13 protein-coding genes and 1 tRNA gene are annotated in these 11,502 nt (G+C 35.6%); 3 read left to right on the top strand and 11 right to left on the bottom strand.

Annotated elements, in window-relative coordinates; genetic code table 11:
* Window positions 1–455: copper amine oxidase N-terminal domain-containing protein (locus J7J33_06315; GenBank protein ID MCD6168891.1), on the top strand; the 455-nt coding region annotated here is incomplete at its 5' end.
* Here the strand turns inward: J7J33_06315 and metG are convergent.
* The 5 genes from metG to J7J33_06340 all read right to left on the bottom strand — a co-directional run bounded on the left by metG (window position 452) and on the right by J7J33_06340 (window position 4,931).
* Entirely contained in the window at window positions 452–2,350 is a 1,899-nt protein-coding gene (gene metG / locus J7J33_06320) for a methionine--tRNA ligase (GenBank protein MCD6168892.1), read from the bottom strand. The two genes, J7J33_06315 and metG, sit on opposite strands and share 4 nt — an antisense overlap.
* 74 nt (window positions 2,351–2,424) lie before the next feature.
* Complete coding sequence (gene rsmI, locus J7J33_06325) at window positions 2,425–3,237, bottom strand: 16S rRNA (cytidine(1402)-2'-O)-methyltransferase (protein ID MCD6168893.1); 813 nt, start codon at window positions 3,235–3,237, stop codon at window positions 2,425–2,427.
* Between the two features lies 1 nt (window position 3,238).
* Window positions 3,239–3,586, bottom strand: coding sequence for a roadblock/LC7 domain-containing protein (locus tag J7J33_06330; GenBank protein ID MCD6168894.1), 348 nt, complete (start codon window positions 3,584–3,586; stop codon window positions 3,239–3,241).
* The gene (locus tag J7J33_06335) at window positions 3,586–4,845 is read right to left on the bottom strand and encodes a tetratricopeptide repeat protein (GenBank protein MCD6168895.1); all 1,260 of its coding nucleotides are present in this window, start codon (window positions 4,843–4,845) and stop codon (window positions 3,586–3,588) included. Before J7J33_06335 ends, J7J33_06330 begins: the two co-directional genes overlap by 1 nt.
* A 10-nt stretch (window positions 4,846–4,855) precedes the next feature.
* Window positions 4,856–4,931, bottom strand: a tRNA-Arg gene (locus J7J33_06340).
* A 49-nt stretch (window positions 4,932–4,980) separates the two neighbouring features.
* Here J7J33_06340 and J7J33_06345 point away from each other — a divergent pair.
* Both J7J33_06345 and J7J33_06350 read left to right on the top strand, forming a co-directional pair.
* Window positions 4,981–6,435: an RtcB family protein gene (locus tag J7J33_06345; protein MCD6168896.1), complete on the top strand. Its 1,455-nt coding sequence runs from the start codon at window positions 4,981–4,983 to the stop codon at window positions 6,433–6,435.
* Window positions 6,432–8,030 (top strand): polysaccharide deacetylase family protein, encoded by a 1,599-nt coding sequence (locus J7J33_06350; GenBank protein ID MCD6168897.1) that lies wholly within the window; start codon window positions 6,432–6,434, stop codon window positions 8,028–8,030. The genes J7J33_06345 and J7J33_06350 overlap by 4 nt, the downstream gene beginning before the upstream one ends.
* Here the strand turns inward: J7J33_06350 and dnaB are convergent.
* The 6 genes from dnaB to J7J33_06380 form a co-directional block, all read right to left on the bottom strand.
* Entirely contained in the window at window positions 8,027–9,382 is a 1,356-nt protein-coding gene (dnaB, locus tag J7J33_06355; protein MCD6168898.1) for a replicative DNA helicase, read from the bottom strand. The two genes, J7J33_06350 and dnaB, sit on opposite strands and share 4 nt — an antisense overlap.
* Window positions 9,383–9,841, bottom strand: a complete 459-nt coding sequence (gene rplI / locus J7J33_06360) for a 50S ribosomal protein L9 (GenBank protein ID MCD6168899.1) — start codon at window positions 9,839–9,841, stop codon at window positions 9,383–9,385. It lies immediately after the preceding gene.
* A gap of 1 nt (window position 9,842) precedes the next feature.
* Entirely contained in the window at window positions 9,843–10,079 is a 237-nt protein-coding gene (locus tag J7J33_06365; GenBank protein ID MCD6168900.1) for a 30S ribosomal protein S18, read from the bottom strand.
* A 10-nt stretch (window positions 10,080–10,089) separates the two neighbouring features.
* Window positions 10,090–10,491, bottom strand: coding sequence for a single-stranded DNA-binding protein (gene ssb, locus J7J33_06370; protein ID MCD6168901.1), 402 nt, complete (start codon window positions 10,489–10,491; stop codon window positions 10,090–10,092).
* Window positions 10,481–10,783: a 30S ribosomal protein S6 gene (gene rpsF, locus J7J33_06375; GenBank protein ID MCD6168902.1), complete on the bottom strand. Its 303-nt coding sequence runs from the start codon at window positions 10,781–10,783 to the stop codon at window positions 10,481–10,483. Before rpsF ends, ssb begins: the two co-directional genes overlap by 11 nt.
* Window positions 10,746–11,502: hypothetical protein (locus tag J7J33_06380; GenBank protein ID MCD6168903.1), on the bottom strand; the 757-nt coding region annotated here is incomplete at its 5' end. The genes J7J33_06380 and rpsF, both read right to left, overlap by 38 nt.

An 11,502-nucleotide genomic window follows, 5' to 3' on the forward strand; every position in this document is an offset into this window, starting at 1 on the left:
AAATAATTATTGAAGCACTTGATAATATGAAGAATAAAATCAAAGAAACATTTGAAGTCACCTATATGAATTCTATAGAGATTAAAATCTTTATAGGAAAAAATTACTTCTATGTGAATGATAAATTAAAGAAGATGGATGTGCCCCCTGTTATAATTAATGGAAGGAGTTTCGCTCCTGTAAGATTTATTGTAGAGGGAATGGGTGGGAAAGTTAGATGGAATAGAGTAGAGAGAAGCGTTGAGATAATGTACAAAGATAATAATGTAAAACTCTGGATTGATAAAGAGTTTGCATTATTGAATGGTGAGAAGATGGAAATTGACGAGGATTTAAGAGTAAAACCTTTCATCGCCAATGGGAGAACAATGCTTCCAGTAAGATTTATAGCTAAGGTATTTGGTTTCTCTGTTTCATGGAATCCTTTTGAAAGAAGCGTAACTCTTAAAAATTAGGTGATTTTAGTTCCATTTGGAACATCTTTATCTGGTGTTAAGATAGAAACGGTACTTTCTGTCGTTGCAGCAAGAAGCATCCCTTGAGAAACTACTCCTCTCAATTTTCTTGGTTTTAGATTTTTAATCACTATTATCTTTTTTCCGATGATTTCCTCTGGTTTGTAATACTGTGCTATTCCTGCTACAAGGGTTCTTGTTTCATCTCCAATGTTTATAGTTAGTTTCAATAGCTTATCAGCACCCTCAATTTTTTCTGCACTAACTATTTCGGCAACTCTTAAGTCTAATTTTTTAAAATCCTCTATTGTGATATATTCTTCTTCAGCCATCTTTTTTTCCTCCTTTACTTTTACTTTTTCTTCAACCCTTGGAAAGATTGGTGGAATTTTCTCTATTTTGTATCCACCTTTCCATGGGAAAAGTTTTTCTTTAATTAAAGTTCCTTCCTCTTCTTTCTTTCCTAAAGACTTAAAGAACAGTTTTACACTTTCTGGCATGATGGGTGAAATCAAATGAAGGACAATCTCAAGCCCATGAAGAACGGTGGAAAGAACAATTTCAGCCTCTTCCTTGTCTCCCTCTTTAATAAGTCTCCATGGTGCCTTTGAATCAAGATACTTGTTCAGTGTATTTGCGAGTGCATTTATTTTAACAGGAACCTCTGAGAGTTTAAGGTCATTGTAGAGACTTATGATTTCATCAAAGGTTTTCTCAAATATTACATAATAACCCCTATCATACCCTTCACCTAAGGAACCATCAAAGAATTTGACTGCAAGGTTTGTTGTCCTGTTTAAAAGATTTCCAAGATCATTGGCAAGTTCTGTGTTGTATCTTGTTATGAATGATGAGTAGGAGAAGTTTCCATCTTCTCCAAAGGTCATATCCCTTAAGATGTAATAACGAAATACATCAATGGCAAGGTTTCTATCTATATTGGTTTTTTTCATAAACCACTCTATAACCTCATTAGGTTTTATAAAGTTTCCTTTAGACTTACTCATTTTCTCACCTTCAGCAAGCCAGAAGCCATGAGCAAATATCTTTTTTGGCAATGGAAGTCCCATTCCCATTAACATTGCAGGCCAGATGACACTATGGAATCGAGTTATATCCTTACCTATAAGATGTAAGTCTGCTGGCCAATACTTATTAAATTTTTCCTCGTTTTGAAGATAACCTGAGACAGTAACATAGTTTATTAGAGCATCAAACCACACATATATTACGGCATTTGGATCGCCTGGAACAGGAATTCCCCAACCTATACCTTTTCTTGATATGGATACATCCTTAAGGCCACTCTTGATAAGAGAGAGCATCTCATTGTATCTTGACTTTGGTTCAACAAAGTCTGGATGAGATAAATAATAATCAAGTAGCTTATCTTCATATTTAGAGAGAGCGAAGAAGTAATTCTCCTCTTTTACTTTCTCAACAGGTCTTTTACATACAGGGCATAAATTCCCTGGAAGCAACTCATCCTCTGAAAAGAAAGTTTCATCGTATATACAGTACCACCCTTCATATATACCCTTGTATATATCTCCTTTATCCATGAGAGTCTTAAAAAAATGGGTTACAACTTTTTTATGCCTTTCTTCACTTGTTCTTATAAAGGTATCAAAAGAGATATTAAAATCTTTGAATGTTTTTTTCCAGAAATCAGAAAGATTATCAACATAATCTTTTACCGGTATCCCTTTCTCATCAGCAACTCTTTTTATCTTTACTGCGTGTTCATCAGTTCCTGTTGAGAATAATACATCGTACCCCTGTTTTCTCTTTGCCCTTGCAATTATATCAGCAATACTTGTTGTGTATAAATGCCCAATATGAGGTCTGTCGTTTACATAGTAAATTGGAGTAGTAACAAAAAACTTCCTATCCATATCCTTTCCTCCTTGTTCTCTTTTAGTAAATTTTAACTTAACTCCTTCATATTTCAAGGGAGCAAAGGAATCATCTATACATCCTTTAACTCTAATCTCTTATAAACTTTGTTTCTTATGCCTTTATATTTATTTGTAAGAAACTTTAAAATATCTTTCTTTGTAAATTTTAATTTAAGCAGCAATTCAAAATCACTCTCCCATTCTTCTCTCTCTCCTCCCTCTAAAACCACTGTCCACTCTCCTTTTATATTCTTATCTTTAAGAAGGTCTGCCACTTCCTTTAATGTACCTCTTATGACTTCCTCGTGTATCTTTGTTAGTTCCTTTATCAAAGCAATCTTTCTTTCAGGAAACCTCTTTGCCAGATAGTTAATGGTGTCTATAAGTCTATGAGGTGATTCAAAGAAAACAATGGTGGTATTAAGATAAAAATATTTTTCAACTACCTTCTCCCTCTCCTTTTCTTTCTTTGGAAGAAAACCTATGAATAAAAATGGCATAGATTTAATTCCAGAGATAACAAGGGATGAAATCACTGAGGAGGGTCCAGGTATAGTTTTTATCTCTATATCTTCTTTTATACACTCATCTATAAGTTTCTCCCCTGGATCTGATATACAGGGAGTTCCTGCGTCAGACATAAGGGCTATATTTTTTCCAGATGACAGATACGAGAGAATCTCTTTCCTTCTCTTTTTCTCATTACCTTCATGATATGAAATAAGTCTTTTACTTATCCTGTATCTGTTTAGTAGCTTACTTGTAACTCTTGTATCCTCACAGACAATTAAATCCACCATTCTTAATACTTTAAGTGCTCTAATGGTGATATCATCAAGGTTACCTATGGGACCGCTTACGATGAAAAGTTTTCCTTTATTCACATTAGTAAGTGCTTCTCAAATGTTTTATAGCTTTATTCAGGTTGTATTTTATTGTTCCCAAATTCCCAGCTTTTGTTGTTAGTATAATAAGAACATAATTTAAAATTTTATAGATTAAAAATCTACCCCTCTTTGTCTCCACAATCATTTCCTCTATATCACCCATCTCAAGGCTATTTGCTATTTCTTCCCAAAATCCTATAATGGAAACTCCCAAACCTCCAAGTACCTTTTCATCAATATCAAGAGAGAGTTTTGCCATATGATCTTCAAGATCAGTTGAGTAAAGTACTGCACCAACCACACCTGGAATGTTGATTATTTCGTTTAAAACTTCCTCTTTTCCCATTATATTTTCTCCTTTCCCTCCTTTAGTGCTTTTGTAAACATTTCTATTGCCTCTCTATACATTCTTTTCTTAAGATACTCCATTCCTTTATTCTTAAAGTATTCCACTCCCTTTCCTTTAGTATCAGAAAAAGTCTCTTTAACTACCTCGCTTTCTGATGTCTCTTCCTGTTGAGATACTTCCTCGGTTTCCTGAATTTCTAATTCTTTAAGAGGTCCCCCTTTTTCTTCTATCTTCTCTGGAATTTCCTCCTCTGTCACAATAACTTCTTCAGGAATTTTCTCCTCCAAGGGTTTCTGCGGTTTCTGCTCGTTGGTTGAGGTTTCAGGAGTTTCTTCTCCAGCTACAGTTTTTTCGGAAATTTCTAATTCTTCTTGAGGTTTTTCTATTCTCTCTGACTTTAGAATACTTTTGAATTCTTTGAGTGTATATTCCACTATAGTTTTCTCTAAATCTCTCATTTCAGATAGATCATTTATATCTATGTGAACACTCTCTATATTCTTTGCCTCTTCTTTTAATTCAGGGAGAAGCGGATTAACTTCAAATGCCTTTTTCCAGTTTTCTTCCTTTCTTGGATTATCACCTATAATGGAGTACACCTTACCTAAATTGTATAAAGCTTTAGGATAATAAGGATGATAGATTAATATTTTTTCTAAAACAGAGATTGCCTCAGACATCTTATCTTCCTGCATGAGAGATATTGCATAGAGAAGTTCATATGGAATATTCTCTCCCTTCTCCTCCTTAATTCTTAAAACACTGGATGAGGAGATGAAGCCTTCTTTAACTTTTTCTTCAATTTTTTCAAATTCTGAACCTGTGATATCTAAAGTTTTTCCCTGTTTCTCATAAATACATATTAATAGGTCCCTTATGTAATTTACATCAGGATTGTACTCAAATCCTGATTTTAGAGTTGCCTCTGCCTCTTTTAACCTATCCATTTTTATATATGTTAATGCAAGAAACAGATGAGCAAGCGGATTTTCTGGGTCGATTTTTAAAGCATGTTTAAATTCTTCTTCTGCTGAATTCAGTTCATTTTTTAGTAAATAGGAAAGACCTAAATCTACCTGCAGTCTGAGGAACCATGGTGAGTTAAGTAATCCTTTTAAACTCACAAGCAGTGCTTTATCATACTCACCAGTAAGTATGAGGTACTCAGCATATAACGATTGAGAGGTTAGAAGATAAAGATTTCTCTCCGCTTTTTTTCTATAGTATTCTCTTCTTTCCAAAAATTTATTATTCATTTTCCCCTTTTGGTGCGCCCGAGAGGATTCGAACCTCCACACGTAGCTCCGGAAACTACTGCTCTATCCAGTTGAGCTACGGGCGCTTTGCTTTTATTGTATAATAAAATAAAAACTTCTTCAAGGAGGAAGATTATGGAAATAAGAAGAGAGCATCTTAAGAAACTATCAGATACAAAATTTATGATACCCATTGGAACCATTCCTGGCATGAGAGTTCCTGGAATAATATATGTGAATGAAAAATTGCTTCCAAAAGTTCTTTCTGATAGATCTCCACTTCAAGTTGCAAATGTAGCCACCCTTCCAGGGATTGTAAAGGCATCTCTTGCTATGCCTGATATACACTGGGGATATGGGTTTCCCATTGGTGGAGTTGCTGCATTTAGAGTTGAAGATGGTATTATTTCACCGGGTGGGGTTGGATACGATATAAATTGCGGAGTGAGATTGCTTAGAACAAACTTTAAAAGGGATGATGTGGAGAAGAAATTGGACAAACTACTTTCAGTGCTCTTCAATAATATACCTTCAGGTGTTGGATCCAGCGGAAAGTTGAGACTCAGACCCAACGATCTCAATCCTGTTTTAAAAGATGGGGTAAGGTGGGCTATAAGAAAGGGTTATGGAAGGGAGGAAGATCTTGAAACCATAGAGGAACATGGGAGTATGTCCGGAGCTGACCCCAATATGGTTTCAAGGAGAGCAAAGGAACGAGGAGCGCCCCAACTGGGAACTCTTGGTGCAGGAAACCACTTTCTTGAAATACAGGTTGTTGAAGAAATTTATAGAGAGGATATAGCGAAAGTAATGGGTTTGTTTAAGGGACAGGTAACAGTTCTTATACACACTGGAAGTAGAGGTTTAGGACACCAGGTTGCATCTGACTATATTGAGGTTATGAGTAATGCTGCAAGAAAATATAGAATAAGACTTCCTGACCCTCAACTTGCATGCGCTCCCTTTAACTCTCCAGAGGCAAGAAGGTATTTTGCAGCAATGGTTTCTGCTGCAAATTTTGCATGGACAAACAGACAATTAATAACTCACTGGACAAGGGAGAGCTTCCGTGAAGTTTTTGGAATCTCTGATAGGGAGATAGGGCTTGAGATAGTCTATGATGTAGCCCATAACATCGCAAAGGTGGAAAACCATAACATTGATGGAAAACAGATGAAACTTGTTGTTCATAGAAAGGGTGCAACAAGAGCCTTTGCTCCTGGACGTAGTGAGATTCCTGAGAAGTATAAAAGTATAGGTCAGCCAGTTCTTGTTCCGGGAGATATGGGAAGATACTCTTTTGTATTGGTTGGTACTAATAAAGCAATGAAAGAGACCTTCGGATCCTCATGTCATGGAGCGGGAAGAATGATGAGTAGACATGAAGCATTAAGGAGACAGAGTGCAGGTAAAGTGCTTGGAAGTATGAGAGATAAGGGAATTCTTGTGAAGGCAAAGAGCAATAAGACCCTTGTTGAAGAGGCGCCTGAGGCATACAAGGATGTAAGCAATGTGGTTGATGTACTGCATAAGGAGGGAATATCAATAAAAGTTGCAAAGATGAGACCTATTGCTGTTATGAAAGGATGAGAAGAAATTTGTTATGGGTGGGGGCTATCTTTTTAATTTTATTTTCTTCCTGCAATCCCAATGTTAGTGTAAATGTATCCATATCCTTTATCTCTCCAAAGGGTGAAGGGTATGTATCTCCAAATCAGCCTATAATTGTTGAAATAGAGCCAATAGAAAAAGTAGAGCAAATAGCAGTCTATGTAAGTGGTGAAAATGTTATTAAGAAACTGGATACAGAATTAAAGGAAAATAGGGTATATACCTCGTTTCCAGATAAACTTGAAGATGGAGAGTATAGAGTTGAAGTTGAAGTTTTAGCGGATGGAAAACAATTTGAAAAATACATCAATATATTTTTAAACAGTGAAATTCCTGTATGGGATATATATGTTTATCCGACATTTGTAAGAGCTGGTAAAAGTATAAAGATGGAGGTTATCACATCAAGCATCTTAGAGAATGTAACTGCTACCTTCGATGATGGAACGACTTATCCATTAATATACGATAAGAAGAGAGAGATATGGTCTAACGAGATAATGATCTCTCAGTTTCTCTCTGAGGGAAGTCATTTTATTAAGTTTAGGGGAATAGATTTTAAAGGTGATAGAATTGAAGAGAGAAGGGTTATAAATGTGATTAATGCATATCCTGTAATTTACTCTCCATTAAATGGACTTAAAACTGTGAGTAAAGAGATAGAGATTCTTGGTTTTTATGATCCAGATAAAGAAGTTGATATATATATAGACGGAGAATTCTTTAAAAGAACCAAAACAGATGGGAATGGTGATTTTTATGAAAAAGTAACCCTTTCGCCAGGTACTCATTTCATACATACAAAGGATCCAAATTCTCAGTTTAATGTAGAATCTGCACTTCAAAATATAAAGATAACAATATATCCAAAAGGGGTTGTTGTGCTTGTGTTTCACAACATATCGGAAAAAGGAGGGAATCTTTATACAATAACACCCGAGGAGTTTGAAAAAGAGATAAGATATATAAAAAGTCAGGGCTATACCTCTATTTCTGGAGAAAATTTCAGGGAATTTCTTAAAGGAAAAACTGATATTCCAGATAAGAGTGTCTTAATAACATTTGATGACGGTCTTAGGGGTGTATATAAATATGCCTACCCAGTACTTAAGAAGTATGGATTTAAAGCTGTGTTCTTTGTTATTGCTGGAAGGGTAGGAAACAGATCAGGTTTCATATCCTGGGAGGAAGCAAGAGAGATGGTCGAGAGTGGAGTGTTTGAGATTGATTCTCACACATACCTATCACATAAACGAATAGAAAAGAATGGAAAATCAGTTTCTTCCATTTATACCAATGGAGATGGTGAAACAGAAGAAGATTTTAGAGATAGAGTTCTGACAGATTTTCTTAATTCAAGGAGTGTGATAAAGGAAAATCTTGGGTATGAACCTTTAATGTTCGCCTATCCTTATGGGGAGTATTCAAAGGAGACAATTGATTTACTAAAAGAAGCTGGATTTCAGTTTGCCTTTACAGTTTATAAAGGGGTTACTATAGAAACTACATACCCCTTTGAAATACCAAGATATTCAATACATAGAGGAACGGACATAGAAAAGATTCTTCCTTAAACAAAAGGTTCCTCCTCCCCCTCTTCTTCAAATCTATACTCCATTTCAAGGAATTTAGCGAATTGCTTAAGGAATTTAAGCTTAATTTTACCGAGTGGACCATTTCTGTTCTTTGCTACAATTAAATCTACAATATTTGTATCCTTTGTTTTATCCTCATCTTTAACACTTAGAAACATGACCACATCTGCATCCTGCTCAATACTTCCACTCTCCCTCAAATCTGAAAGCATGGGTCTTTTATCCTCCCTTTTCTCTATTGCCCTTGACAACTGAGAGATTACAAGCACAGGAACTCCCACTTCTCTTGCAAGTTTTTTTAAACTCCTGGTTATCTCAGATATTTCCTGGACTCTGTTCTCCACCTTTCTTCTCAGATGCATAAGCTGGAGATAGTCTACCACAATCATTCCGAGGTTCTCTTTTGATTTAAGCCTCCTTGCCTTTGTCCTTATTTCTAAAACAGAAATATCTGAGGAATCATCTATATATATAGGTGCATCATAGAGAGGACCATAAGCTCTACCAAGTTTCTTCCAGTCCTCATCTGAGAAGATCCCTGTCCTTAATTTATGAAAATTTACCTCTGCTGTATATTCTAAAATTCTTTCAACTATTTGCTCTTTGCTCATCTCTAAGGAGAATATTGCCACGGGAAGATTAAATTTAGTAGCCACATTAGTAGCCACATTTAGAGAGAAGGATGTCTTTCCAACAGATGGTCTGGCTGCAAGAACAATAAGATCATTTTTGTGGAAACCCCCAGTGATTTTATCAAGTTTAGGAAATCCCGAAGGAATTCCTGTAATTCCTTCCTTTCTTTTATAAAGGCTTTCTATTCTATCAAAGGATTCCTTCAGTAAATCTTTTAAGGGATAGAAAGGAGCTGATAGTCTCCTTTTTGCTACATTAAATAGAATCTCCTGTGCTTTATCTAAGGTGTCACCTACATCCTCCTGAGAGTTAAAGGCAAGGTCTATTATTTCAATGCCTGCCTTTATTATTTCCCTTAATATAGATTTTTCCTCAACAATCTTTGCATACTTTTCCACATTTAAAGCTGTAGGAGTTATATTTGTAAGGGTTGCAAGGTATGAGAAACCACCCGCTTCCTCAAGTTCACCTTTTTTCTTCAAGTGTTCAGAGACTGTAAGTAGATCTATGGGTTCGGATTTTTCATAGAGTTCTTTCATAGCTTTGTAGATTAATTGATGAGAGGTTCTGTAGAAATGCTCAGGTTCTAAAAAATCAATTACTTTTACTATAGCATCATTATCAATAAGGATTGAACCTAATGTGGCTTGTTCAGCCTCAATATTATGAGGGGGTACTCTCCCAAGTATCTCTTCCATCTATTCTTCTTCTACTACCCTTACCCTTACATTTGCATAGATATCCCTGAAGAGTTTTATTCTTACATTATGGACTCCAATAGTCTTTATTGGTTCCTCTGATTCTATTTTTTTCTTGTCAAATTTGACTCTAAATTTTTTCTTTAAATGCTCTGCTATCTCTTCATTTGTTACAGCACCATAGAGTTTTCCTTTTTCCCCAGCCTTTTTCTTTATTGTTATCTCTTCCCTTTCTATCAATTCCTTTAACTTTAAAGCCTCTTCTTTATCCCTTTCTTCTTTGCTCTTTTTTATCTTTTGAGTAGTGAGATAGTGTTTTTCCTCTCCTTCGGATATCTTCTTTGCCAGAAGCTTTGGACCAAGAAAATTTTTATAGTATCCCAGGGGAACCTCCTTAAGTTCCCCTGATTTACCCAATCCGTCAACATCCTTTAAAAGTATTACCTTAACCCTTTTCATTTTAATAAACTATATAGGGTAATAGTGCCATTTCTCTTGCCCTCTTGATTGCGCGGGCAAGCTGTCTTTGATGTTTTGCACATACACCAGTATTTCTCCTTGGTAGTATCTTACCCCTTGGTGTAAGAAACTTCTTTAATGTTTCAACATCCTTATAGTCAATTTCTTCTATTTTTTCTTTACAGAAGTAACAGACTTTAACTCTTGGACGAAATCTTCTGTATCCAGTTTTTGCCATAATTCACCTCCTAATCTATTGGAATATCTTCATCGAGGACTTCATCTTCTGAAGAAGAAGATTCCTCCTCGGTTTTAGGTTTTGTGCTTAAAAATTTAACATTGTCAGCAATTATCTCTACTGCTCTCCTTGATACACCATCCGATGTTTCATAGTCTCTAATTCTCAACCTTCCCTCTACAAGGACAAGAGAACCCTTTGATAGATACTTATTCACATTTTCAGCCATATTTCTTCTATCGTTCCATACAACCACATTTATAAAAAGGGTCTCTTCCCTTCTTTCTCCATTTTTATCGGTGTAAACCCTCCCTGAAGCAATTCTAAAGGTGGAGACAAGTTTTCCTGAAGGAGTATATCTTGCTTCAGGATCCTTAGTCAGTCTTCCCACCACAATTATCCTATTGTACACTCCTCTTCTCCTCCTTCCGCACAATCATAAATCTAAGTATTTTATCATTCAATTTGATTTCATTCTTTAGGTTCAAAACCTCGCTCCCTGGAAGATAGAAGTAATAAATATAGTAATAACCCTCTGTTAATTTCATAATAGGGTATGCAAACTTTCTCTTACCCCACTTTACTGTTTCAATCCATTTCCCCCCTTTTGATTCTACACTTTCCTTAAGTAAATTCTCTTGAGCATCAAGTTCCTCATCAGACAACTCAGGTCTGAAGATTACCATCATCTCGTACTTTCTCATCTTCACCTCCTATGGACTCTTGGCTTTGCTCTTGTTGGGGCAAAGCAGGAGTTTCAGTTTTTTCTACATATTCTTGTTTATCATATTTTGGACTGCCTTTCAAGGCTCTTATAAATGAGGTAAAGAGGAAACCTGAAAGCGAAGCAATTACAATGGAAAAGATTGTATAAATAATCAAACCAGGAAGTAGTTTCATAGGTTCAGAAAACATTAGATTTAAATCTCCCCTGTATGTAAAGAAATAAAAATTGGACAGAGAGAAGGAAACACCAAGAAACACTCCCGATGTGAAAGAGAGAACCACATTGAGAGAAATTAGACCTATCACAAAGGACGCAAGGGGAAGTACGTATATAGAGTAAGAGCCATAATAATAGTTAAGAAAGATGCCAATAAATATGGAGAGGAGTAAAATAAGGGATACAAGAGGGTTATTTACTCTTTTTCTTTCTCTATTTTTAGTATAGATGTAAAGAGATATGAGAATTGAAAACAGGAAGGGAGTTAGAAGTATATTTAGATTTTCAAATGTAAGAGGGGGAAGAATATCTCTTGTTAATACCAATTTTGGAGAACCATTGAACTCTATTCTTGAGATTTCAAAGAGGTGCTTTGTGATTAATGAAATGGCTCCACCAAGAAAACCAGATATAGGATTTGAAAGGTAAATTCCTATAAGGGAAAGAATCAATATGTATGATAGAAAAACGAGGGGGAAC

This window comes from Caldisericia bacterium (genome assembly GCA_021158845.1).
Lineage (GTDB): Bacteria > Caldisericota > Caldisericia > B22-G15 > B22-G15 > B22-G15.

Bases quoted from the DNA above. Each gene is read 5' to 3' on its own strand.
- metG (MCD6168892.1), bottom strand. From the start codon at position 2,350: ATGGATAGGAAGTTTTTTGTTACTACTCCAATTTACTATGTAAACGAC.
- J7J33_06330 (MCD6168894.1), bottom strand. From the start codon at position 3,586: ATGGGAAAAGAGGAAGTTTTAAACGAAATAATCAACATTCCAGGTGTG.
- J7J33_06335 (MCD6168895.1), bottom strand. From the start codon at position 4,845: ATGAATAATAAATTTTTGGAAAGAAGAGAATACTATAGAAAAAAAGCG.
- J7J33_06345 (MCD6168896.1), top strand. From the start codon at position 4,981: ATGGAAATAAGAAGAGAGCATCTTAAGAAACTATCAGATACAAAATTT.
- J7J33_06350 (MCD6168897.1), top strand. From the start codon at position 6,432: ATGAGAAGAAATTTGTTATGGGTGGGGGCTATCTTTTTAATTTTATTT.
- dnaB (MCD6168898.1), bottom strand. From the start codon at position 9,382: ATGGAAGAGATACTTGGGAGAGTACCCCCTCATAATATTGAGGCTGAA.
- rplI (MCD6168899.1), bottom strand. From the start codon at position 9,841: ATGAAAAGGGTTAAGGTAATACTTTTAAAGGATGTTGACGGATTGGGT.
- J7J33_06365 (MCD6168900.1), bottom strand. From the start codon at position 10,079: ATGGCAAAAACTGGATACAGAAGATTTCGTCCAAGAGTTAAAGTCTGT.
- rpsF (MCD6168902.1), bottom strand. From the start codon at position 10,783: ATGAGAAAGTACGAGATGATGGTAATCTTCAGACCTGAGTTGTCTGAT.